Origin of the sequence: Phenylobacterium sp. (genome assembly GCF_036677185.1) — a bacterium.
Lineage (GTDB): Bacteria > Pseudomonadota > Alphaproteobacteria > Caulobacterales > Caulobacteraceae > Phenylobacterium.
Genome location: NZ_JAKFEN010000023.1, coordinates 162,000 through 183,825, shown reverse-complemented (window position 1 = coordinate 183,825; position 21,826 = coordinate 162,000). Strand labels below are relative to the sequence as shown.

Here is a 21,826-nt window from a genome sequence, read left to right as displayed (position 1 = left end):
ACCCGTCAGGCCACCGTCACGCCTTTGCGGCAGGCCATCAAGGGTTGTATGCGCTGGCCGAAGTCCTCGATCCCCTTGCGGAAATCGTCGAAGACCAGCAGCACGCCGGCCGTGTCGGGCACCTGCGCCACCTCGTCCAGCATCCGCGCCACGCTCTCATAGGACCCCACCAGGGTGCCCATGTTGAGGTTCACCGCCGAGTCGGCGTGGGCCAGTTGGGCGGTGTTGGTGGTGGCGCCGGCCGCCGCGTTGGGCGCCGCCTGGTTGGTCAGCCAGGCCAGGGCTTCCTGGTCGGCGCCCTCGCGGTACAGCATCCACTTGGCCATGGCCGCTTCATCGGTGTCGTCGGCGATGATCATGAACAGGATGTAGGCGCCCACATCGCGCCCGGTCTTGGCCTTGGCCGCCGCCAGCCGCTTGTTCACATCCCCGAACGCGGTGGGGGTGTTGACCCCCTTGCCCAGGGCGAAGCTGTAGTCGGCGTACTTGGCCGTGAAGGCCAGGCCCTCATCGCTCGACCCCGCGCAGATGAGCTTGGTGTCCTTCGGCTGCGGGCTGACCCGGCAGTCGTCCATCTGGAAGTACTGGCCCTTGAAGTTCGACACCCCGGTGTCCAGCAGTTCGCGCAGGATCTGGGCGTATTCCGCCAGGTAGTTGTAGCGGTCCTTGTAGTGCTGCTCCCCCGGCCACAGCCCCATCTGGTCGTACTCGGCCTTCTGCCAGCCGGTGATCAGGTTGATGCCGAACCGCCCCGGCGCGATCGAGTCGATCGTCGCCGCCATCCGCGCCACGATGGCCGGCGGCATGGTCAGGGTCGCCGCCGTGGCGAAGATCTTGATCCGCTCGGTGACGGCCGCCAGCCCGGCCATCAGGGTGAAGCTCTCGAGATTGTGCTCCCAGAACTGCGTCTTGCCCCCGAACCCGCGCAGCTTGATCATCGACAGCGCGAAATCCAGCCCATAGCGGTCGGCCGCCTGGGTCACCGTCTTATTCAGCTCGAAGGTCGGCATGTACTGCGGAGAGGTCTCCGAGATCAGCCAGCCGTTGTTGCCGATGGGGATGAAGACGCCGACTTCCATGGCTTGGTCCTTCAGGAGAGAAACTTGACCACCGAGGCGTTGAACGCCTCGGCCGCCGTCACCGTGAACCCGTGGCCGCCCCACGGAACAACCTCCAGCGTCGCATGCGCCAGCCCCTGCGCAAGCCTTCGCGAGCACGACGGCGGAACCAGCATGTCGTCCGCCGAGGCGCTGACCAGCACGGGCGCGGATATCTCCCCGAGCCGCGCGGAAATATCGAAGGCCAGCAGCGCCCCGATCCGCGCCAGCATCACCGCCTTGGCCGGGAAGTTCGCCACATGGTGGACCGCCTCGGCCTCCAGCCGCGCATCGTTCGCCGAGATCCAGTCGGGCGGATACAAAAACAGCGGCTGGGCCCGCACATAGGCCGCGGGCCCGCTGTCGTTCAGCAGGCTCACCCGCGTCGCGAAACACCGCGCGATATGCGGATCGGGGGCCGCCCACCCATTGACCACCACCAGCCGGTCCAGCCGCTCAGGATAGCGCAACGCCAGCGACAGCCCCGCCAGCCCGCCCGCCGCATGGCCCACCAGGTGCGCCCGCTCCAGCCCCACCGCGTCCAGCACCGCCACCACGTCGTCGGCCATGGCGTCCACCGACTGCGGCGACGTCAGCTCCCGCGCGCTGCGTCCCGTCCCGCGATGGTCGTACAGCACCACGTTGAACCGCTCAGTCAGCGCCGCCATCTGCGGCTCCCAGAACGCGCCTGACCCGCCCAGCCCCGCCGACAGCACCACGCTCGCCGCGCCCGGCGGCCCCGCATGGACCTCGTAGAAAATCCCCTGGGCGGTCGGCAAGGCGCTCAGCGCTTGCCGATGTGGGCGATGCTGGCGATCTCCACCAGGAAGTCCGGCCGCACCAGCCCGCAGACGATGCAGAACCGCGCCGGCTTCGGCCCCGGGAAGAACTCCGCATAGACCTTGTTCATCGCCGCGTAGTCGGCCCAGTCCTTCAGGAAGATGTGGTTCATGGTGACGTCGTCCATGGTCCCGCCGGCGGTCTCGATCACCGACTTGATGGTCTCGAGCACCTGGCGCGTCTGGCCCTCGGCGTCGCCCACATGGGCCACGTTGTTGTCCTTGTCGAAGGCCAGCGTCCCGGACACATAGACCACCCCGTCGGCCAGGGTGCCCGGCGAGAACGGCGCAATGGGGGTCTGGGTCCCCGGCGGGGTGATGACGGTCTTGGGCATGAGCTCTCCTGTCAGGACTCTGAGGCGATCGGGGGCGGCCGCTGCCCCAGCGCGCCCTTGAAGTCGGCGACGCTGGAGACCCAGCCGAAGAACTTTTCGATGTTGTAGATCGCCGCCTGCTGCACGAACTCCGGCCCCGCCTGGTGGGTGGCGTCCTCCAGCACGACGCCGAAATATTCCAGCATGAACCCGTCCCGCAGGGTCGACTCCACGCAGACATTGGTCGCGATCCCCACGAACACCAGGTTGCGGATCCCCCGCGACCGCAGCACGCTGTCCAGCTGCGAATTGAAGAACCCGGAATAGCGCGTCTTGTGCAGCACGATGTCGCCCGGCTGGGGCTTCAGCCCCTCCACCAGCTCATAGTCCCAGCCGCCGCGCGCCAGCAGCTTGCCCTGAAGCTCCGGCCGCGCCCGCATGGTCTTCAGCGCATTGGACTTGTGCCAGTTGGGCGAGCCCGGCCCGCCCGCCTCCACATAGTCGGCGTCCCAGCCGTTCTGGAAATAGATCACCGGCATCCCCGCCGCCCGGGCCACCTCCAGCACGCCCTTCGTATTCTCGATCACCCGCGCCGCGCCGGAGATGTCGAACCCAGCCAGGTCCAGATAGCCGCCGGGCGAGGCGTAGGCGTTCTGAATGTCGATGACGATGACCGCGGTCTGCGAAACCGCCACCGCGATCGGCTCGGGCCGCGCCGGCAGGACGACGGTGTCCCGCGCCAGATGTCCGTCGGTCGTCATGCAGGCGTTCTCACTGGGGCCCCCACCATGGCATACGGGACGGCGGCGCCAAGCCGTCCCAGCCGAGAGACCTCATGCCGGAACGCCTCCCCGACCAGACCCTGGACCAGGTCTTCCGCACCGCCCGCACCCGCAACGGCTGGTCCCCCACCCCTGTCCCGGAGGCCAAGCTCCGCGAGCTCTACGAGCTGGCCAAGATGGCCCCCACCTCGGCCAACTGCTCGCCGGGCCGCTTCATCTTCTTGACCACCGCGGAGGCCAAGCGGCGCCTGGCCCCCCACATGTCCTCGGCCAACCGCGCCAAGACGCTCGCCGCCCCGGTCAATGTCATCATGGCCTATGACCTCAACTTCGCCGACCGCCTCCCCGAGCTCTTCCCCCAGTCCCCCACCGCCAACACCTGGTTCGCCAAGCCGGAGGTCGCCCAGGAAACCGCCTTCCGCAACGGCTCGCTGCAGGCCGCCTACCTGATGCTGGCCGCCAGGTCCCTCGGCCTCGACGTCGGCCCCATGTCCGGTTTCGACGCCGCCGCCGTGAACGCCGAGTTCTTCGCGGGAACGACCTGGCGCGCCAACTTCATCTGCAACCTCGGCCACGGCACCGAAGAGAACCTCTTCCCCCGCAACCCGCGCCTGACCTTCGAAGACGCCTGCCAGATCCTGTGAGCTAAGTCCCTTCTCCCCTTGCGGGAGAAGGTGTCGGGCGAGGAGCCCGACGGATGAGGGGTCTCTCAGAACCCTCCGGCGAGCCTTCGGCCCGGCGGCGCCTCAAACAGCAGCCGGATAGGCCTTTCGACCCCTCATCCGACCCTGCTCCGCAGGGCCACCTTCTCCCGCAAGGGGAGAAGGAACCTCACCAGGCCGCCCCCTCCCACTCCGCCGCCACCGCCGCCTGCGCCCGCTCGGACGCCAGGCTGTCGCACCCGACCCGCCCCTCGGCCAGCAGCGCCGCTTTCTCCACCGCATAGCGTTCGCGGAACGCCGCGCCGCGGACCTCCAGCTGCGCCCTCACCTCGTCCGTCAGCTCGGTATGCACCTCGCGCCCCTGGCGATCGAACGACTGCAGCAGGACGGTGAAGGTCTTGCCCCCGTCCTCCACCGGCGTCCGCTCCTTCAGGTCCCCGAACGCCTTGGGCGCCAGCCGCCCGGCCTGCCAGCGCAGCCCGTCGATCTTCACCTTGGCCAGATAGGCGGTCTGCGGCGTGGCGTCGTCGATCACCTGGCCGACCGCGTCGAACATGAAGTGCCCCTGCACCTCGCGCGCCAGGGCGTAGATCTCGCGGAACTCCGCATGCGCCTTCAGCCAGTTGAACACCGTCCCCACCGACGGCATCCCCGGCTCGGCGCAGATGCGCACCAGCGGCTCGCCCTCGGCCAGGCGCTCGCAGATCGCCTCGCAGATCGCCGGATCATAGGTGCTCAACCAACCGCCCCTGCGGACCCCGCCGCCCGCCTCGCGGGCGGCGACGAAGCGGTCGCGGAAGTCCGGCTCCAGCCGCAGCCAGCGCTGGACCGTCGACCAGGCCGCCATCTCGGGATCGCTGCAGATCGACTTGACGCTCTCGCCGGCCGCCAGCCGCTCCAGGAACGGCTCCGACAGCTCCAGATACCGCGAATCCGTCCGCCGCTTGCGCGCCCGCTGGGCGCGCGCGTTCTCAACCACCATGGGAGGAGGCCTCTTATTGCTGATGTGGGATGTGGACTCCGCCCCGGAGCGCTACGGCGCAGGGGTGAGGAGTGCCGAAATCCTCTCAGATTTCCGCGGCGATGTCAAGAACAAAGAGGGAACAGTTGGCGCGAGCGCTGAAACGTTCAGCTCGCCCGGCCGGGCTTCAGCTGCGAGGCTCGGCGTCGCGTCAGCATTGGGCTCTTAGCTGACTTTCGGAAGGTCGGCTCGTCGCCGGCCTCTAGTTTCCGACCTTGGCTAAGGTAGAGCGGCGTCTCGGTGCTTTAGGCGACCTTACCGCCTTGAGCTTGTCACACGCTGCGAGGAGGCGAACAGCGTAACTCCTAGCTGCATCTTCCACGAAGCGGAGGTTGACGACAAAGGTCCACATCGTGAGAGCGACCAAGCAGACCAACCCAACGCCGATCGCCTTCCAGGCCGTCGCGTCGAATCCAGTCCAGGTCGCATAAGTGATCGCCACGTTACCTATGGCGCAGAAGATCGCGATTGGGACGGCCACGACCTTCAGGCCGAACGCATTCCTCCGGAAGCCGTAGTCGATGTTCTCCTCGAAAATTAACCCATAAGTCTTAGTGTCGCGCGTTGTCTCGAGTAGCCACGTAACACAGCCTCGGTAGTGGGTATCGGCGATGCCTGGCGTCGCCGTCTCCAAAGTTATGGTCGGAATTTCGTGACCCGCTCGCTGGAGGAACTCATGGTATCGCCGCTTAGTGACGGGGTCGATGAGTTCGTCTCGATGGCGAAGAGCCATCATCGAGACGGCGCTGCCCAGCCGGTCACAGTACTTCGCTTCGACGCGCCGTCCTCGGTGCCGGGAGAACCGCGAGAGCATCATCGTGACCCCGCACGTAACAAGCAGGCCGATGACGCCGCCCCAGATCGTCCATGCCGCCGGAATCCAAACCAGTGCGAGGGCGATGGCGGGGAGAAGGGCGAGAAACGCCGGCCGCAATCGAGCGGTCAGCTCATAGCGATCTACCCCGAAGACTTTGTCACTAGGCAACGGCCCCTCCCGCCAATGACGCAACCGCGCTAGCCGCCGCCAGCGTGCTGATCGCTCGCATCTCTCCGCGGCCTCTGATGAGCAGGGTCATGGGCAGCGTCTCCTGAAGGCCAAGGGCCGCCGCAGATGCCCAATCGACGCCCGACGGCGTCGCCGCCCCGAGGTGGCTGTGCCAGGTGCCGAGACAGAGAAGTGTCCCGCCCGTCTGGGCCGCGATCTCAGCGAGTGCCGGCGTCAGGCCCACTACTCCCAGTCTGAACATGCTGGCGGACCGCTCGCTATCTGGTGGCGCGGGCAACGTGGCGAGGACATACATCCGCCGGGAAATGACAGAGGTCCAGCCGATCAAGACGCCGCCGGTCTCTACCCCAGGATGCTGCGCAATCTCAGCATCAATGGCCGGCAACACATCAGGGGCCAGGCTCACCGTCCAACGTGGCAGCCCTTCGAGATCGGCCCTAACGAAGGGGGCGATCTCCTCAACTTCGTGGACGAGTCCATAGCCGCTCCGCGAGAGGAGGTGGAGTTGACCGCTCGCCGACCGCTTGCCCTTGGCCGCAATAATCTCCGCCATTGGAGCAGCCATGGTGCTCAAGTGCGCATCGCTCATCACCATCGTGGCTGACCCGCAGCCCTGGCCGATGGGCACGAAGGTTTGCTGGTGTTCGTCCGTGAAAATCCGGCGTCGAAGTTCGTCGGCGCGCCACGATTTCGCGTAGAGGGCGCCCATCATTTCGGCGGTGTCCGGGTTGCGTACCTCCCCCTCGACCGTGACGAAACCCAGATCGCCTCGGTCGAACAGGCCGGCCTCTATGATCCTCGGGCTCTTCGAGACATCGGCGGTAGCCAGCCATTCCCGGGCGACCGTGGAGCCCGTCGTGTTGAGGATCCAGTCGATGGTGGGGGAGGTGGGCTCGCCGATGGCCTCTACGAGATCTACGTGATCGCCTTCAATCGGCCGCGTCTCGGCGCCCAGACCGGCGACCGCCTTCGCGAGCGCCGGCGCCTTCCTGTCCATCCAGCCTGAAAATGGGCCATCGTCTGGCGGCGGGTACAGACCGTGCCGAGCGGCGTTGTGAGGGCGTAGGCTCGCATGGTCAGCGCAATAGAGCGGTGCGTTGCCTGCTCGACCGCCGTGCAGCGCGATCTTGCTTCCCAGGCTTCCGGCGCCGAGAAGCGCCCAGGCTTCCGGCGTAGTAGGGCCGGTCAGGCGGCGTAGCAGCGTCGGCCGAGCGACATCAAGGCAGGCAAGTGGACGCACCTCCTCGGCCACAGGCTCCGCCTGCGGCATGTAGATCTGTAGGAAGTAGGAGACCAACTCGACGCGACTTTGGCTGTCGGGCATCGGCCGTGGACGTTCAACGAGGATGATCACCGGAAGCGGCGCGATCCCCGTGAGCCTCTCGTCAGCTGCGGCCGAGAGAGCGGCCATCGCTTTCTTGAACTCCTTCTCCACGCCGAAACGCGCGGCCTGTTCAACGAAGGAAGGTAGGTCGGTGACGTCGTCCGGGCGGAACTTGTCGCGCACAACCTTTCTTCCGGCCACCTCTGCAGCGCCGTGAAGGACAAGCGCGAGGCCAAACTCCACCCGGTCCTCAGTAGGCCTTCGCGCTAGAAAGTCCCTCGCGTCCGCGATCTTCATGACCCGACGACCGAGGCGACCATGGTAGGCCGTTGTAAGGCCGGACTTCCTGTCGGGCACGATCCGACGGTAGATTGCGGTGACGAACTTGTAGCCGGCTTTGCCTCGGGCGTAGGTCCGGATTTCGTCAGCATCACAGTTGACGAAGTCCTTGACGATGTCGCGACGCATCGGCTCCCAAGTTGGCCCTTGGTTGAGGGCGTCTGATGCCGCCTTTTGAAGCCAAAGCTTCGACTGTTCGACCATCCTGATCAGCCCGAGCGTAGCGACAAATTCATCGAGGTCGCCGAAGACGATGCACGGAACCGGCCTGTCGTCCGGTGTGCGCGAAGGCATGAAGTGGGCGTGGCTGAAGTTGAAGTTGCCCCGGAGCGATGGCACAGGCGCGCGCAACGGGTACTTCGGAGAGAAGTCGAACCGAACGCGCTCGACAGGACGCACGCCTGTGGGACTGGCCCCGTCTGCCTTCCACCGATCGCCAAAGCCTAGGTCGATGTCGAACTCGACTCGGGCCCTGAACTCACCGATCTCGACGTTGGCGATCTCGGTCACGTCCGGGTGAGACGCGATCTCCTGAATAGCAAGCTGGATCGCGACCCGGTCCATTGATCAGCCGTGGGAGACGGGCTTGGCGCCGACCAAAGCGGGCGCCAGGCCCGCCGCCGCGATCGCCTTCGCGGGCCGCTTCTTCGCGCCGCCGGGCTCGATGTCGTAGGCGAGGGGGTCAGGCCCCCCGTCGCCGACGCAGGTGAACGTGCCGCTGACACCCTTCAGGATGTCCAGATACTCGCGTTTCGCCCGGATGCACGGCGGATCGGCGTCATCGTCAGTGATCGTCTTCGAACTGGCCACGATCGTCGCGCCGGAGCGGGCTTGACCCAGCGCCTCGCGCGCGGCCCGGCTGACCTTGGCGTTATCGCCCTTTTCGCTCCAGCTGTCCCACGACAGGGACCGCCACGAGCAGTGGTGGGGCGCTTGCAGCAGATCGTAGCCGAGGTTCTCCGAGGCCGAGCCCTTGTTGCGATCCCAGACGCGTTCCCACACCGCCACGCCGGCATCGCCGCCGGTAAGGAAGCGACAGGCGTCCGTGATACCGCCAGCGGCGATCTTGAAGCGGGCGATCGTCGAAGAGTCGTTCTTCGAAAGTAGTTCTTCTTCCTCATCGTCCTTGGCCTTCAACGGAGCGATTAGAAGGGCGCTAAACGAGCTGTCGATGTTCCCGTTGACCCGGTTCCAGGTCTCGCCGATCTTCACGAGGATTGAACCGAGGTCGTCGGTCTTGCCGTTGATGTCCTCGCCGAGGATCAGAATCTTCTCGTTCTCGGGACCGTAGCCGACATCGCGGAAGCGGTTCACGCGCCGGCGCGCCTCGGTGCACCACGCGTTCGCGTCGTCGCAAAGCGTGTGGTTCGTCGAAGCCCGGCGGAACACGACAGGTGAGGACCACATCTCGCGAATGATGATCTTGCCGCTGCCCTTCATGTAGTCGACAGGCTTGCCCAGGTGGAAATGCCGGATCAGGCCGCGGCAGTGGTCCTCATCAGGGTGCGACAACAGCATGGCGTCCACGAAGGGGCGCCCTTCGCTATCGCGACCCAGGATATCCTTGAGCTGCTTCGCCACATCGGCCGTGCTGTCGTCGGGATCGTCCGCGGCCGTGCGGATGTTGCAGTCGATCAGAAGCGTCCGCCCGGTCTCAAAACGGACAAGGGTCATGTCCCCGTCGCCGACGCGGAAGAAGTCAATTTTAGCCACCATCACCAGGGTTCCTCTTAATCAAGGACCCGTGGCGCCGTCGTGCGGCTGCTGCGGTGTTGTGAGCCCTGCGGCTCCCCGCTATGCATCGCAGACCGACGCGGACACGAGTCGGGTCAAACGGCGGAAGGTCGGCTCTTTTCCTAGGACGGCACATCTTTGGGGATGCCGGCCTTCCGCCACACTGCAGCTTGCGCTGCTTAATCTCGCACTTGGCGGGTTCCCGCCCCACCCACCACGGCCGGCCACGAATGGCCGTCTGGATGCCCAGTCTGAAGAGGATCGTCGTACTCAGGCAACGCACGATCCTCGCATCCTGATGTGGATCGAGTCGCCCGTGCAGCGAAGCTGAAATTAACGACGAGGTAGAACAATCCACCGATTCGAGCCACTCGTCCACATGTGGGGGTAAATTCCGTTCCCCTCACAACATGTCGTAGCCAGCGCTGTCGCCCCGGACGTACTTCTTGTCGACGGGCGGGCATGCATTAAAGCGATACGTGCCGATCAATGTCCGCTCTACGGCCCGATATCAACGTCAGCTCTTGGCGCCAAGCGGTCATCGTGAGGCACCCCCTTCCCCTCACCCGCCCCCGCCCCTAACCTCCCCGCCAACAAGAACACCACCTCGGGGAAACACCACACATGGCCGGCGCCGCCACCACCACGCCCACCACCAAGCCCGTCTTCTCCGAGAGCTACCGCACCACCGTGCTGGGCCTGCTCGTCGTCGCCTACACCTTCAACTTCATCGACCGCACGATCATCGCCACCATCGGCCAGGCGATCAAAGTCGACCTGAAGATCACCGACACCCAGCTGGGCCTGCTGGGCGGCATCTATTTCGCCCTGCTCTACACCCTGCTGGGCATCCCGATCGCGCGGCTGGCCGAGCGGTTCAACCGGGTCAACATCATCTCCGGCGCCATCCTGATCTGGTCGGCCTTCACCGCGCTCTGCGGCACGGCCACCAGCTTCGCCCAGCTGGCCGCCTACCGGTTCGGGGTGGGGTTCGGCGAGGCCGGCCTCTCCCCGCCGGCCCACTCGCTGATCAGCGACTATTACGAGCCCAAGAAGCGCGCCTCGGCGCTGGCGGTCTATTCCTTCGGCATCCCGCTCGGCACCATGTTCGGCGCCGTGGCCGGGGGCTGGCTGGCCCAGGAGTTCTCCTGGCGGGTGGCCTTCATGATGGTCGGCCTGCCCGGCGTGCTGATCGCCATCGCGCTCAAAGTCATCGTCAAGGAGCCGCCGCGCGGCCATTCCGAGCCCCATTCCCCGGTGGCCGAGCAGGTGATCGACCCGGCCCCGGCCATCCCGCAAAAGCCGCCCTTCACCTGGGCCGGCGAGTTCAAGGAGCTGGGGGCGGTCATCGCCATCCTGTTCGGCAAGTGGCCGGTGCTGCACATGGTGCTGGGGGTGACCGTGGCCTCCTTCGCCGGCTACGGCGCGGGCCAGTTCGCCCCGCCCTATTTCTCCCGCGCCTTCGGGCTCGACTACGCCCAGGTGGGGCTGATCACCGGCCTGGTGGGCGGGTTCTCGGCGGGGCTCGGCACCCTGCTGGGCGGCTTCCTCACCGACCGGTTGGCCAAGCGCTCGCCGGCCTGGTATGCGCTGACCCCGGCCATCGGCCTGACCATCGCCGCCCCGATCTACATCCTCGCCTATATGGCGCCCTCCTGGCAGGCCGCGGCGCTGATCCTGCTGGTCCCCGGCATCTTCCACTACACCTATCTGGGCCCCACCTTCGGGGTGGTGCAGAACATGGTCGACACGCGGCGGCGCGCCACGGCCACGGCCCTGCTGTTCTTCTTTTTGAACCTGATCGCGCTGGGCGGCGGCCCGGTGTTCACCGGCTTCATCATCGACCGGTTCGCGGCCTTCCACTTCGCGGTTCCCGAGGCGAGCGGGGTGCTGGCCAGCATCGGCTCGCTGTTCGGCGGCGGGGCGGCGGACTTCCAGTCGGTCTGTCCCGGCGGCATCGCGCCGGTGGGGTCGGGCGCCGACGTGGTCGCCCAGTGCCAGGGGGCGCTGGTCTCCGGCACGCGGGAGGGGATCATCGTCACCCTGCTCTTCTATGTCTGGGCCGGGTTCCACTACCTGCTGGGCGCCATCGGCCTGACCAAGGCGCTCGCCAAGGCCCGGGCCGACCGGGGCGAGGCGGACTAACCCCAAGCGACTGTCATCCACCAACGACTGTCATCCCGGTTTGCGCAGCAAGACCGGGACCCATACGCACCTGATCGTGCAGGGGGCGGCTCGGCGTCGCCACCTTCGGCCTTGTCGGCGTCTATGGGTCCCGGTCTTGCTACGCTGCGCTCCGCAAACCGGGATGACACGGGTGGTTGGTCGCGATGACAGCCGTGGTTGGGTTGAGCCGGCGGGCAGTTGGGGCTAATCACCCCGCGTAAGGAGCGCCCGCATGATCCCCCGCTACGCCAGGCCCGAGGCCGCCAAGATCTGGGACGCCCAGACCCGCTTCAAGATCATGTTCGAGATCGAGGCCCACGCCGCCGACAAGATGGCCGAGCTGGGGGTGATCCCGAAGCAGGCGGCGGCGACCATCTGGGAGAAGGGTCGCGACGTGGTCTTCGACGTCGAGCGCATCGACGAGATCGAGCGCGAGGTGAAGCACGACGTCATCGCCTTCCTGACCCACGTGACCGAACTGGTGGGCCCCGAGGCCCGCTTCCTGCACCAGGGGATGACGTCGTCGGACGTCAATGACACGGCGCTGGCCGTGCAGCTCTGCCGCGCCACCGACCTGCTGATCGAGGACGTCGACCTGGTGCTGGCGGCGCTGAAGAAGCGCGCCTTCGAGCACCGCCTGACCCCCACCGTCGGCCGCAGCCACGGCATCCACGCCGAGCCCACCACCTTCGGGTTGAAGCTCGCCGGCCACTATGCCGAGTTCCAGCGGGCCAAGGAGCGCCTGGCGATGGCCAGGTTCGAGATCGCCACCTGCGCCATCTCCGGCGCGGTCGGCACCTTCGCCAATGTCGCCCCCGAGGTGGAAGCCTACGTCGCCGAGAAGATGGGCCTGGCCGTCGAGCCGGTCTCGACCCAGGTCATCCCCCGCGACCGCCACGCCGCCTATTTCGCGACGCTCGGCGTCGTGGCCTCCTCGATCGAGCGCCTCGCCATCGAGATCCGCCACCTCCAGCGCACCGAAGTCCTTGAAGCCGAGGAATATTTCGACAAGGGCCAGAAGGGCAGCTCGGCCATGCCCCACAAGAAGAACCCCATCCTCACCGAGAACCTGACCGGCCTGGCCCGCCTGATCCGCTCGGCCGTGGTCCCCGCCATGGAGAACGTCGCCCTCTGGCACGAGCGCGATATCAGCCACTCCTCGGTGGAGCGCGCCATCGCCCCGGACACCACCATCCACCTGGACTTCGCCCTGCGCCGCCTGGCCGGGGTGGTCGACAAGCTGATGGTCTATCCGGAAAACATGCTGAGAAATTTGGACAGGCTGGGCGGCCTGGTGCACTCTCAACGTGTCCTGCTGGCGCTCACCCAGAAGGGCGTCGCGCGCGAGGTCGCCTATTCCGCGGTCCAGCGCAACGCCATGAAGGTCTGGCGCGGCGAGGGCAAGTTCCTCGACCTGCTGCTGGAGGACGGCGACGTGACCCTGACCCAGGCCGAACTCGAGGAGTTGTTCGATCTCGGCTATCACTTCAAGGCCGTCGACACCGTCTTCGCCCGGGTGTTCGGCGTCGAGGCCATGGCCAAGGCCGCGGAATAGGCGGGTCTGAACCGCGACCGTCGCCGGGCGTTATGGTGGTCCAGTTCGGAGACCGACCATGAAACGCCTGATCCTGTTCGCCGCCGCCGCGGCCCTGCTGACAGCTCCAGCCGCCTTGGCCGATCCGGGCCAGGGCAAGGGCCACGGTAAGGACAAGCACTACAATTCGGGCCCGCCCGGCCTCTCCGACAAGCCCTACGGCATGCCCCCGGGCCAGGCCAAGAAGATGTGGCGCCAGGGCGAGCGCCTGCCGCGCGCCTACTATGTCGAGACCCGCTACGTGATCGTCCAGCCCCAGCGCTATCGCCTGGCGCCCCCGCCCCCCGGCTATCGTTGGGTGCTCATCGAGGGCGACGCCTACCTGGTCCGGCGCGACAACGGCCTGGTGGCCGAGGTGATCGCCAACGCCATCGCCAACCTGATCCGATAGGGCAGGCGCCGGCATAAGGATCGCGCCTTAATTGCCATCGGCGCCGATTGGGTCTCCCGTGCCGCGATCACTTGGGAGGCGAACATGAAGTCCCTGCTTGTCGGATTGTTCTGTTCCATGGGTCTGGCCGCCGCCACCGACGCGACCGCTGCCGACCCGCAGCTCGCGGCGCCCATCCGGGCGTTTATCGATAGCTTCAACAAGGGCGACCTGAAGGCCGCGGTGGCCACCCATACGGGCGATGTGGCGATCGTCGACGAGGTGGCGCCCCATGTCTGGCGCGGTCCGGGCGCCGTCGAGGCCTGGGCCGGCGACCTGGCCAGGGACGCCACGGCCAAGGGTCTGACCGACCAGTCGGTGGCGCTGAGCCCCGCCACCCGCGAGGTGGTTTCGGGTGACCGGGCCTATGTCGTCGTGCCGGCGGTCTACAGCTTCAAGGACCACGGCAAGCCCATGCGCGAGGCCGCCCAGATGACCTTCTCGCTGCAGAAGGACGCCGCCGGCGCCTGGAAGATCAACGCCTGGACCTGGACCGGTCCCGAGCCGTCGCCGGCCAACTAGGGCGCCTAGGTTTTCGGCTTGAGGTCCGGCCGCGAGGCCAGGAACGCCGCGCGTTCGGCCGGGGTCAGCACCTTGGCGCGCTTCTGCCGCGACACCTTCGGCGTCGGCGCGGCGTAGGTCCCGGTCGCGGGAGAGCCGCCCCGCAGGTCGGAGAGCCGCTTGGTGGGAGGTTTCATCGGCGACTCACGGCTGAACGACCGGCGCAGAACCGCCGGCCGCCGCCATTGTCGCAGATTCCTCCGCGCTTTGCCCTAGGCCGTGACGAGCCCCATCCGCGCGGTCCGCGCCCTGCGCCGAAGCAAGGTTCCCACGCCGCCGAAACCCAGGACCATCATCGCCCAGGTGGTCGGCTCGGGTATGGCGCCGCGCCCGGTGGTGAAGCGCAGATCGTCGATGGCGAAGGAGTCGTTGGTTGTGGCGCCCGGACCGACCCCGATGCCGAAGATGTCGTTCGTGGCGCTGGTGTAGCCCAGGAAGATCCCCGGCAGGGGGAATGTCCCGGCCGGCGGGAAGGTGCCGCCCCCGTAGCCGGGCGGCAGGATGTCGGCGGCGGCCAGGTTGAACGAGGCCAGGATCGCACCGCCCGCGCCGTAGATGGTGATCGGATAGGCGCCGCCCTTAGGCGCGGTGTCGCTGAAGAACAGCTCCACCCCGCTTTGGCCAGACGAGAAGGTCGCGATCATCCCGGCGATGGTCGGGAACAGGTTGCCGCCCTCGGTGCTGCCGGTCAGCACGCCGCTGCCCGACGAGGCGCCGTAGCCGAAGAGCGCCGGGAGGTTGTCGATCTGCGGCCGGCCGCTGGGCGTCTGACTGAAGGTCACCCCAGCGTACTGGGTGTCGATCAGCGTGCCTTCGGCCATGCCCTCGAAGTCGATCAGCGACCCGCCGGACAGGATGGAGGTGTAGGAGGTGTAGCTCGCCGCCGTGGCCGAATGGGCGCACAGGACGGTCGCCGCGATGGACGCGGTCGCGAGAAGCGATCTCAGCTTCATGGTCTTTCCTTACGTGTTGGGCGGCCCCCCAAAGGACCGGCTATTTGCTGCGACGGCCATCGGCCCCACGCCAAACCACGCTCGCGACGACGCAATTGGTACTTCGGGTAACCTTAATAGGCGATTCCAACAACGCCAGCGGTTTTTACGGCAACCCGGACGCGACACCCCATAATCGGACCTACTAGACAGTCCGCCTTCGGAATTAACCTTTAGATTTTGACTCGAAATCTGTCATCGAGTCCGATGATAACTGCCTAAAATGCCGACGATTTGTCTTAGAATCCCAGATCAACGCAACTACAGCCAAGCTTGATCTGATCTGATGAAACCATGCCCCCGGCGGGGCCGGTTCACATTCGCGGGAGATCGCGGCGACGCTTCCGTTCCCCAACGTCACCATCCGAACATCGCCCGGATTCCCGCCTCCGGAGCCCGCCATGACCCCCGCCGCCATGAACGCCCTGCTCGCCAAGCAGAAGGCCGCCCACCTGCGCGACGGCGCGCCCTCGGCGGCCCAGCGCATCGCCAGCCTCGACCGCTGCATCAAGCTCTTGATCGACAACCGCGGCGCCATCGAAGACGCGCTGAACGCGGACTTCGGCTCTCGCAGCAAAGAGGCCACCGCCTTCACCGACATCGCCGGGTCCATCGGCCCGCTGAAGCACGCCCGCGACCACCTGGCCAAATGGATGCGGCCGGAGAAGCGCAAGCCCACCCCGGCCATCCTCGGCCTGTTCGGCGCCAAGGCCGAGGTCCGCTACCAGCCCAAGGGCGTGGTGGGCGTGATCAGCCCCTGGAACTTCCCGGTGAACCTCACCTTCGCGCCCCTGGCCGGCATACTGGCGGCCGGCAACCGGGCGATGATCAAGCCCTCGGAGTTCACCCCGGCCACCTCCGACCTGATGAAGACCATGTTCGCGTCCGCCTTCTCCGAGGAGGAGATCGCCGTGGTGGTCGGCGGGCCCGAGGTGGGCCAGGCCTTCGCCGGGCTGGCCTTCGACCACATGATCTTCACCGGCGCCACCGGGATCGCCCGCCACGTCATGCGCGCCGCCGCCGAGAACCTGGTGCCGCTGACCCTGGAGCTCGGCGGCAAGAGCCCGGTGATCCTCGGCAAGTCCGCCGACATGGCCACGGCCAGCGCCCGGATCATGAACGGCAAGACGCTCAACGCCGGCCAGATCTGCCTGGCGCCCGACTATGTGCTCACCCCGCGCGACAGCCTCGAGCCCTTCATCGCCGGCGCCCAGGCCGCGGTCTCGAAGATGTTCCCGACGATCCGCGACAACCCCGACTACACCGCCATCGTCGCCCAGCGGCACTACGACCGGATCATGGGCTATGTGGAGGACGCCCGGGCCAAGGGCGCCCGCATCGTCGAGCTCAAGCCCGACGGCGAGGACCTGTCGCAGCAGGAACACCGCAAGATCGCGCCCACCCTGATCATCGACCCCACCGACGACATGACCGTCATGCAGGAGGAGATCTTCGGCCCGGTCCTGCCGGTGAAGACCTATGCCGGCATCGACGAGGCCATCGCCTATGTGAACAAGGGCGAGCGCCCGCTCGGCCTCTACTATTTCGGCGCCGACGAGGCCGAGCGCGAGAAGGTGCTCACCGGCACCACCGCCGGCGGGGTCACGGTCAACGACGTGGTCTTCCACGTGGCCCAGGAGAACCTGCCCTTCGGCGGCGTCGGCCCCTCGGGCATGGGCAGCTACCACGGCCAGGACGGCTTCAAGGAGTTCAGCCACAAGAAGGCGATCTACACCCAGATCAAGATGGACGGCCCCCTGGCCCAGATGCGCCCCCCCTTCGGCCCGGCGATCCGCAAGTACCTGGACGGCCAGATGAAGGCGTAGGGCGGTCGTCGTCTTTCGCGGCGCTCATCCACCCAGAGCAGTCACCCCCCCACGCGTGTCATCCCGGTTTGCGAAGCAAGACCGGGACCCATAAGCGCTGATCGGGACGAGATGGCGAGGCGGCGCCACAGCCTGCGCCATCTGGTGTCTATGGGTCCCGGTCTTGCTTCGCAAACCGGGATGACAGCCTTGGGTGCGCGCTCCGGCCCTAATGCGCCTTCTTGCCCGGCCAGAAGTGCATCACCGCCACGATCGGGGCGCCGATCAGCAGCCCAACCACCGCCGAGCCCGTCGCCATGGCCGCCCAGCCCGTCACGGCTCCGATTCCCGGAACCGCCGAGGCCCAGTGCGACACGCCCTCGACCAGGTGCGGCACGGTCTCCAGGCGGAAGTGCTCCAGGCCGTGGACGATGATCCCCCCGCCGACCCACAGCATGGCCGCGGTGCCCACCACGGTCAGAAGTTCCATGACCTTGGGCATGCCCTTGACCAGGCCCCGGCCCAGCCCCGCCATCAGCCGGCTCTTCCGCTCGGCCAGGTGCAGGCCGATATCGTCCATCTTCACGATCAGGGCGACCACGCCATAGACCCCGATGGTGATCAGCAGGCCCACCAGGGCCAGGGCGCCCGCCTGGACCGCCAGGGGCCGGTCGGCGACGTCGGCGAGCGCGATGGCCATGATCTCGCCCGACAGGATCAGGTCGGTGCGGATGGCGCCGGCCACCTTCTCCTTCTCCAGGTCGACGGAGCCCAGGGCTAGTTCGTCCGGCTCGTCCACCGGGTCGTGGTGGGTGAAGGCCTCGATGATCTTCTCGGTCGCCTCGAAACAGAGATAGGCCCCGCCCATCATCAGCAACGGCGTCACGCCCCAGGGCGCAAAGGCGCTCAGCACCAGGGCGCCGGGCAGCAGGAAGAAGAACTTGTTGCGCAGCGACCCCAGCGCGATCTTCCAAACGATCGGCAGCTCGCGGTCCGGGGTGAAGCCCATGGCGTAGCCCGGCGTCACCGCCGTGTCGTCGACCACCACCCCCACGGCCTTCGACCCGGCCTTGCCGGCGGCGGCCGACATGTCGTCGAGCGAGGCGGCGGCGATCTTGGCGATCCCCGCCACATCGTCCAGCAGGGCTACGAGACCGGACGCCATCAGGAACCTCCACGGATAGGGATGACCTCGGCGGTCTCCAGGATCACATGCGGCACGAACCGCGAGCGGTCACGGGTCACCCGGCCGCGGTCCTCGCGGATCCCCATGCCGGCCGGCTCGTCGCCGATCATCCATGAACCCACGACCGGATAGTTGGCGCCGAATCTGGGCGGCGGCTGCAACGCCTGGCGGATCCAGCCCTCCGCGCCATAGCCCTGGTCCAGCACCTTGCCGCGGCGACCCTTGTCGTAGAGCTCGACATTGGCCCCCTCGCGGGAGAACAGCGGCTTCCTCACGAACGAGCGGCCCAGGTTGTCGGCGCGCGGATCGTCGTCGAAATAGGTCTCCAACAGGTTCGGATGCCCGGCGTGCCGTTCCCATAGCAGGGGCAGCAGGCCCTTGTTGGACAGCACCGCCTTCCAGGCCGGCTCGATGAACTGGGTCCGGCTCGCGCCGATCTTCCCCGCATAGGTGTCGCGGAACATCTCTTCCCACGGATAGAGCTTGAAGATCGCCCCGATCAGGAAGTTCTCGGCGTCCACGAACCGCCCGTCGGCGTCCAGGCCGATCTGGTCCAGGGCCACGAACTTCGGCTCGATCCCCGCCTGGCCGGCCACGTCCTCCAGGAACCGCACGGTCTGGCGGTCCTCCACGAAGTTGGCGTCGCTGGCGAAGTGGACGAAGCCGCCCTTGGGGAAAATCTCCGCGAACCGCTCGCGCAGTCGGTCATAGAGGCTGTTGAACTGATCGGCGCCCTTGGGCACGCCGCCGTCGGCGATCCGGTCCTCCAGCCACAGCCACTGGAACACGGCCGCCTCATAGATGCTGGTGGGGGTGTCGGCGTTGTACTCGTAGAGCTTCGGCGGCCCTGCCCCGTCATAGAAGAAGTCGAACCGGCCGTAGAGCGAGGGGTCCCTGGCCTTCCACGAGGCGGCGACCACCTCCTGGGCGGCCGGCGGGATCGCCAGCCGGGTCATCAGGCCAGGGCTCTCGACCACTTCGGCGACCAGCTCCAGGCAGAGCCTGTGCAGCTCGGCGCTGGCCGCCTCGATATGATCCTCCACCTGGCTGAGCGTGAAGGCGAAATAGGCCCGCTCGTCCCAGTACCGACGCCCGTCGGCATGGTGCCAGGTGAACCCGACCGCCTCGGCCTTGGCCTTCCAGTCGCGGCGCGGGGCCAGCGTTATGCGGCGCATGGGTGGGGTCCTTGCCAAACGTCCTTCTCCCCTTGAGGGAGAAGGTGGCCCCGCGAGAGCGGGGTCGGATGAGGGGTCGCACCGCCCCATCCGCGCGAACGGCGTCGCCGCCAATCCGAAGGTTCTGAGAGACCCCTCATCCGTCAGGCTTCGCCTGCCACCTTCTCCCGCAAGGGGAGAAGGGAGCGAGACCCCTGCCTATTCCTCGGATCCGCCCCGGCGCGCCGGAATCTTGTCCTCGATCTGCAGGCGCGGGGCCTCCAGTTGCAGCGACGGCGCCGTGGCCTGCAGCCGCGCCAGCACGTCGTCGGCGCCCACATGGCCGGGCAGGATGCCGGCGGCCTGCAGCTTGGCGTCGAGGTCGGCGCCGGTGCGGCGGTCCTCCAGCTCGCTGTGCGCGCGGAACTGCTCCTCGCGCACCGCCTGGCGTTCCTTGATCCGCTTGAGGCTGTCGGCCGCTGAGCCCAGGGTCGAGCCCGTGGCCCCGGCGCGCGAGACCACCGCCGACTGCGCGCGCTGGACGCTCTCATTGACCTTCACCACCTCGATCTCGCGGCGCAGGGCCTCGATCTTGGTGTCGGTCTGGGCCACCACCTGACGCAGCCGGTCCTCGGCGGTGCGCAGTTCGGCGGTCTGGGTCGCCTTCTGCAGGGAGTCGCGCTCCAGGTCGGCGATCCGGGTGGCCACCTCGCGGGCCAGGGCCTCGTCGCCCTTGGCCAGCGCCGCGCGGGCGGAGGATTCGTATTTCCGCGCCTGCTCGGCGAAGCTCTTGGCCTCGTTTTCGAGCATTCGGCGGCGGGCCACCAGGGCGGCCATCTCGTCGCGCGCCTTGCCCTGGGCCATGTCCGCGTCGCGGATCTCCTGGTCCAGGATCTTCAGGGCGTTGGCGTCCACGAGGGTTTGGGCGCCTTCGTGGGCGGTGCCCCGCAGCAGGGCGGAGAGCTTGCTCCAGATCGACATGGGTCTCTCTCCGGTTTAGGCGGCGACGCCGCTGAGGTTTTCGAACGACTCGCGCAGGTCGCCCGCCGCGTCGATGGCGTTGCCCGCCAGGGTGCGCAGTTCGATCAGCACGGTCTGCAGCGAGGTCTTGGCGGCGATCTCGCCGAACAGCTCGTAATAGTCGCGGTTGTCGACGGTGCTGATCCCGAAGTTCGACAGCGGCACGATCTTCTGGGCCTTCAACAGGAAGACGTTGAACGCCGCCTGGTCCTTCTGCTCGTCCACCGGCCACAGGATCACCGAGACCACCATCTGCAGGGGCCCGACGCTCACATAGACCGGCAGGTCGCCGTATTCGTGCATGGTGACCAGCAGGACCGGCTCGGCCCCCTCGATCACCTGGGCGGTGAGTTCGCCTTCCCGGACCAGCGTGCTCTCGACGAGCGCGTCGCGGAGGCCGGGAACGGTCCAGGCCGTGTCGATGACGGAGTCCATGTTTGTGACGCCTTGTGCGTTGTGTGGAATGCCTAACAAAGCCGGGCCGCGCGTCGACTCTATGACGATGGCCTGTACTGCGGCCTGGATGTCGGCCTTGCACGCCGCCGGCGCCCAGACCTCGATCTTCACGAAGCCCATTTCCCGACGGGCCTGACGCCAGGCGCGGGTGCGCTCGGCGGCCTGTTCGGAACGTGGGCGTCGTTCAGCCATGAGTACATGTACGCATACCATGAACGCTTGACAAGATGCCGCAGCAGGTCATTCTGCGGCCGGTTTAGGAAAGCCGCCCACCGATGTTCCGCAAGCTCTTCGGCAAGAACACCCCGAAGCTGGTCGCGCCGGTTCTGCCGATCGTGCGCAACGTCACCATCGGGCGCACCGTGATCCTCGATCCCCTCACCTGGCGGCGGTTCGGCGACCAGACCAGGTTCGAACTCGACCGCGACACCCTGGAGATCACCGCCCAGGGCGTGGTCTCCCTGGACGACGGCGCCTTCGTGCACCGCTTCTATACCGACGACCACGTGATGTTCCAGGCGGTCTCCGACGACCGCGAGGGCCAGAGCGCCAACGACTTCACCCTCTTCGTCCCCTGGCGCAGCGCCTATCCCGGAAGTTCGGCCCAGCGCCGGCTGTGGGCCGACAAGCTGCGGTCCCCGACCTTCATGGAGGACGACCTGCCGGTCTATCGCCGCTTCTGGTTCGACGAGGAGACCGCCGACCAGGCGCCGGTGACCTTCTGGGAGAATGTCTTCACCGACCGGGCCGCCGACCAGCCCTATTCACGGCTCTTCCAGACCTGCATGCTGTTCCACCGCGACCTGCCCGACGAGGGCCGGGAGCTGCTGCTCGCCATGACCCTCGAACCCGCCGAGGGCGACGTCACCCACGAGATCATGATCGGCCTGCCCCTGGCGGTCGGCGAATTCAAAGCCTGAGAGGCAAGCCATGTTCGACGTCACCGCGTTCCAGACCGGCGCCCTGGCCTTCCTGCTGGCCTTCGCCACCGCCGGCGTCTTCACCCTGGCCTTCAAGGTCATCTACCAGTGGATCACGCCCTATAAGGAGCGCGACCTCATCCGGGCCGGCAACAGCGCCGCGGCCATCGCGCTGGCCGGCGCCCTGATCGGCTACGTCCTGCCCCTGGCCTCGGCGCTGAGCCACACGGTCAGCCTGCTGGAGTTCGCCGCCTGGGCGACCCTGGCCGGCGTCATCCAGATCGTCGCCTTCACCGCCGTGCGGATGATCGCCCTGCCCGACGTCAAGGCGCGCATCGAGGCCGGCGAGGTCTCCGTCGGCATCTACATGGCCGGGATATCGATCAGCGTCGGCCTGCTCAACGCCGCCTGCATGACCGCCTGA

Annotated in this window: 22 protein-coding genes; 8 read left to right on the top strand and 14 right to left on the bottom strand. The window is 67.1% G+C overall.

Going from position 1 to position 21,826, the window contains the following annotated elements:
* Window positions 1-5: 5 nt before the first annotated feature.
* Genes rutA through rutB form a run of 4 tightly spaced genes read right to left on the bottom strand, consistent with a single transcriptional unit; the run spans window position 6 to window position 3,011 of the window.
* On the bottom strand, window positions 6-1,079 hold the full coding sequence (gene rutA / locus V6M51_RS15815) for a pyrimidine utilization protein A (RefSeq protein WP_332768698.1): 1,074 nt from the start codon (window positions 1,077-1,079) through the stop codon (window positions 6-8).
* 11 nt (window positions 1,080-1,090) lie between these two features.
* Complete coding sequence (gene rutD / locus V6M51_RS15810) at window positions 1,091-1,876, bottom strand: pyrimidine utilization protein D (protein WP_332768696.1); 786 nt, start codon at window positions 1,874-1,876, stop codon at window positions 1,091-1,093.
* Window positions 1,877-1,881: 5 nt separating this feature from the next.
* The gene (gene rutC, locus V6M51_RS15805; RefSeq protein WP_332768694.1) at window positions 1,882-2,271 is read right to left on the bottom strand and encodes a pyrimidine utilization protein C; all 390 of its coding nucleotides are present in this window, start codon (window positions 2,269-2,271) and stop codon (window positions 1,882-1,884) included.
* Window positions 2,272-2,282: 11 nt separating this feature from the next.
* Window positions 2,283-3,011 (bottom strand): pyrimidine utilization protein B, encoded by a 729-nt coding sequence (gene rutB, locus V6M51_RS15800; protein WP_332768692.1) that lies wholly within the window; start codon window positions 3,009-3,011, stop codon window positions 2,283-2,285.
* A 74-nt stretch (window positions 3,012-3,085) separates the two neighbouring features.
* Here rutB and V6M51_RS15795 point away from each other — a divergent pair, with 74 nt between their 5' ends.
* Entirely contained in the window at window positions 3,086-3,676 is a 591-nt protein-coding gene (locus tag V6M51_RS15795; RefSeq protein ID WP_332768690.1) for a malonic semialdehyde reductase, read from the top strand.
* 187 nt (window positions 3,677-3,863) lie between these two features.
* Here the strand turns inward: V6M51_RS15795 and V6M51_RS15790 are convergent, their stop codons facing one another.
* From V6M51_RS15790 to V6M51_RS15775, 4 genes are all read right to left on the bottom strand, one after another.
* The gene (locus V6M51_RS15790; protein ID WP_332768688.1) at window positions 3,864-4,676 is read right to left on the bottom strand and encodes a hypothetical protein; all 813 of its coding nucleotides are present in this window, start codon (window positions 4,674-4,676) and stop codon (window positions 3,864-3,866) included.
* A gap of 241 nt (window positions 4,677-4,917) precedes the next feature.
* Window positions 4,918-5,700, bottom strand: coding sequence for a hypothetical protein (locus tag V6M51_RS15785; protein ID WP_332768686.1), 783 nt, complete (start codon window positions 5,698-5,700; stop codon window positions 4,918-4,920).
* Complete coding sequence (locus tag V6M51_RS15780) at window positions 5,693-7,948, bottom strand: Mov34/MPN/PAD-1 family protein (RefSeq protein WP_332768684.1); 2,256 nt, start codon at window positions 7,946-7,948, stop codon at window positions 5,693-5,695. Before V6M51_RS15780 ends, V6M51_RS15785 begins: the two co-directional genes overlap by 8 nt.
* Window positions 7,949-7,951: 3 nt before the next feature.
* Window positions 7,952-9,097: a metallohydrolase gene (locus V6M51_RS15775; protein ID WP_332768682.1), complete on the bottom strand. Its 1,146-nt coding sequence runs from the start codon at window positions 9,095-9,097 to the stop codon at window positions 7,952-7,954.
* Between the two features lie 645 nt (window positions 9,098-9,742).
* Between V6M51_RS15775 and V6M51_RS15770 the strand changes: the two genes are divergently transcribed.
* The 4 genes from V6M51_RS15770 (at window position 9,743) to V6M51_RS15755 (ending at window position 13,830) form a co-directional block, all read left to right on the top strand.
* Window positions 9,743-11,263 (top strand): spinster family MFS transporter, encoded by a 1,521-nt coding sequence (locus tag V6M51_RS15770; protein WP_332768680.1) that lies wholly within the window; start codon window positions 9,743-9,745, stop codon window positions 11,261-11,263.
* A 253-nt stretch (window positions 11,264-11,516) separates the two neighbouring features.
* Complete coding sequence (gene purB / locus V6M51_RS15765) at window positions 11,517-12,839, top strand: adenylosuccinate lyase (RefSeq protein ID WP_332768678.1); 1,323 nt, start codon at window positions 11,517-11,519, stop codon at window positions 12,837-12,839.
* Window positions 12,840-12,897: 58 nt separating this feature from the next.
* Window positions 12,898-13,269, top strand: coding sequence for an RcnB family protein (locus V6M51_RS15760; RefSeq protein WP_332768676.1), 372 nt, complete (start codon window positions 12,898-12,900; stop codon window positions 13,267-13,269).
* Window positions 13,270-13,353: 84 nt separating this feature from the next.
* Window positions 13,354-13,830, top strand: coding sequence for a YybH family protein (locus V6M51_RS15755; protein WP_332768674.1), 477 nt, complete (start codon window positions 13,354-13,356; stop codon window positions 13,828-13,830).
* 5 nt (window positions 13,831-13,835) lie between these two features.
* Here V6M51_RS15755 and V6M51_RS15750 read toward each other — a convergent pair whose 3' ends face one another.
* Together V6M51_RS15750 and V6M51_RS15745 are read right to left on the bottom strand one after the other, a co-directional pair.
* Window positions 13,836-14,006 (bottom strand): hypothetical protein, encoded by a 171-nt coding sequence (locus V6M51_RS15750; protein ID WP_332768673.1) that lies wholly within the window; start codon window positions 14,004-14,006, stop codon window positions 13,836-13,838.
* A gap of 75 nt (window positions 14,007-14,081) precedes the next feature.
* Window positions 14,082-14,822, bottom strand: coding sequence for a PEPxxWA-CTERM sorting domain-containing protein (locus V6M51_RS15745; RefSeq protein WP_332768671.1), 741 nt, complete (start codon window positions 14,820-14,822; stop codon window positions 14,082-14,084).
* A gap of 440 nt (window positions 14,823-15,262) precedes the next feature.
* Between V6M51_RS15745 and V6M51_RS15740 the strand changes: the two genes are divergently transcribed.
* Window positions 15,263-16,687 (top strand): coniferyl aldehyde dehydrogenase, encoded by a 1,425-nt coding sequence (locus V6M51_RS15740; RefSeq protein WP_332768669.1) that lies wholly within the window; start codon window positions 15,263-15,265, stop codon window positions 16,685-16,687.
* Window positions 16,688-16,895: 208 nt separating this feature from the next.
* Here the strand turns inward: V6M51_RS15740 and V6M51_RS15735 are convergent, their stop codons facing one another.
* The 4 genes from V6M51_RS15735 to V6M51_RS15720 all read right to left on the bottom strand — a co-directional run bounded on the left by V6M51_RS15735 (window position 16,896) and on the right by V6M51_RS15720 (window position 20,674).
* On the bottom strand, window positions 16,896-17,831 hold the full coding sequence (locus tag V6M51_RS15735) for a DUF808 domain-containing protein (protein ID WP_332768667.1): 936 nt from the start codon (window positions 17,829-17,831) through the stop codon (window positions 16,896-16,898).
* On the bottom strand, window positions 17,831-19,027 hold the full coding sequence (locus tag V6M51_RS15730; RefSeq protein WP_332768666.1) for a glutathionylspermidine synthase family protein: 1,197 nt from the start codon (window positions 19,025-19,027) through the stop codon (window positions 17,831-17,833). Before V6M51_RS15730 ends, V6M51_RS15735 begins: the two co-directional genes overlap by 1 nt.
* Before the next feature lie 198 nt (window positions 19,028-19,225).
* Window positions 19,226-19,987 carry a PspA/IM30 family protein gene (locus V6M51_RS15725; protein WP_332768665.1) on the bottom strand — a complete coding sequence of 254 codons (762 nt, stop codon included), beginning with the start codon at window positions 19,985-19,987 and terminating at the stop codon, window positions 19,226-19,228.
* A gap of 15 nt (window positions 19,988-20,002) precedes the next feature.
* On the bottom strand, window positions 20,003-20,674 hold the full coding sequence (locus V6M51_RS15720) for a YjfI family protein (protein ID WP_332768663.1): 672 nt from the start codon (window positions 20,672-20,674) through the stop codon (window positions 20,003-20,005).
* Window positions 20,675-20,757: 83 nt separating this feature from the next.
* Between V6M51_RS15720 and V6M51_RS15715 the strand changes: the two genes are divergently transcribed.
* Window positions 20,758-21,402: a YjfK family protein gene (locus V6M51_RS15715; RefSeq protein ID WP_332768661.1), complete on the top strand. Its 645-nt coding sequence runs from the start codon at window positions 20,758-20,760 to the stop codon at window positions 21,400-21,402.
* 10 nt (window positions 21,403-21,412) lie between these two features.
* A complete protein-coding gene (locus tag V6M51_RS15710) occupies window positions 21,413-21,826 on the top strand; it encodes a DUF350 domain-containing protein (RefSeq protein WP_332768659.1) in 414 nt (137 codons plus the stop codon).

Excerpts from the sequence above, each read along its gene's own strand:
- V6M51_RS15745 (WP_332768671.1), bottom strand. The coding sequence starts at position 14,822 with ATGAAGCTGAGATCGCTTCTCGCGACCGCGTCCATCGCGGCGACCGTC.
- rutA (WP_332768698.1), bottom strand. The coding sequence starts at position 1,079 with ATGGAAGTCGGCGTCTTCATCCCCATCGGCAACAACGGCTGGCTGATC.
- V6M51_RS15790 (WP_332768688.1), bottom strand. The coding sequence starts at position 4,676 with ATGGTGGTTGAGAACGCGCGCGCCCAGCGGGCGCGCAAGCGGCGGACG.
- rutC (WP_332768694.1), bottom strand. The coding sequence starts at position 2,271 with ATGCCCAAGACCGTCATCACCCCGCCGGGGACCCAGACCCCCATTGCG.
- V6M51_RS15795 (WP_332768690.1), top strand. The coding sequence starts at position 3,086 with ATGCCGGAACGCCTCCCCGACCAGACCCTGGACCAGGTCTTCCGCACC.
- V6M51_RS15735 (WP_332768667.1), bottom strand. The coding sequence starts at position 17,831 with ATGGCGTCCGGTCTCGTAGCCCTGCTGGACGATGTGGCGGGGATCGCC.
- V6M51_RS15710 (WP_332768659.1), top strand. The coding sequence starts at position 21,413 with ATGTTCGACGTCACCGCGTTCCAGACCGGCGCCCTGGCCTTCCTGCTG.
- V6M51_RS15715 (WP_332768661.1), top strand. The coding sequence starts at position 20,758 with ATGTTCCGCAAGCTCTTCGGCAAGAACACCCCGAAGCTGGTCGCGCCG.
- rutB (WP_332768692.1), bottom strand. The coding sequence starts at position 3,011 with ATGACGACCGACGGACATCTGGCGCGGGACACCGTCGTCCTGCCGGCG.
- V6M51_RS15730 (WP_332768666.1), bottom strand. The coding sequence starts at position 19,027 with ATGCGCCGCATAACGCTGGCCCCGCGCCGCGACTGGAAGGCCAAGGCC.
- V6M51_RS15725 (WP_332768665.1), bottom strand. The coding sequence starts at position 19,987 with ATGTCGATCTGGAGCAAGCTCTCCGCCCTGCTGCGGGGCACCGCCCAC.
- purB (WP_332768678.1), top strand. The coding sequence starts at position 11,517 with ATGATCCCCCGCTACGCCAGGCCCGAGGCCGCCAAGATCTGGGACGCC.
- V6M51_RS15760 (WP_332768676.1), top strand. The coding sequence starts at position 12,898 with ATGAAACGCCTGATCCTGTTCGCCGCCGCCGCGGCCCTGCTGACAGCT.
- V6M51_RS15720 (WP_332768663.1), bottom strand. The coding sequence starts at position 20,674 with ATGGCTGAACGACGCCCACGTTCCGAACAGGCCGCCGAGCGCACCCGC.
- V6M51_RS15780 (WP_332768684.1), bottom strand. The coding sequence starts at position 7,948 with ATGGACCGGGTCGCGATCCAGCTTGCTATTCAGGAGATCGCGTCTCAC.
- V6M51_RS15740 (WP_332768669.1), top strand. The coding sequence starts at position 15,263 with ATGACCCCCGCCGCCATGAACGCCCTGCTCGCCAAGCAGAAGGCCGCC.
- V6M51_RS15750 (WP_332768673.1), bottom strand. The coding sequence starts at position 14,006 with ATGAAACCTCCCACCAAGCGGCTCTCCGACCTGCGGGGCGGCTCTCCC.
- V6M51_RS15755 (WP_332768674.1), top strand. The coding sequence starts at position 13,354 with ATGAAGTCCCTGCTTGTCGGATTGTTCTGTTCCATGGGTCTGGCCGCC.
- V6M51_RS15770 (WP_332768680.1), top strand. The coding sequence starts at position 9,743 with ATGGCCGGCGCCGCCACCACCACGCCCACCACCAAGCCCGTCTTCTCC.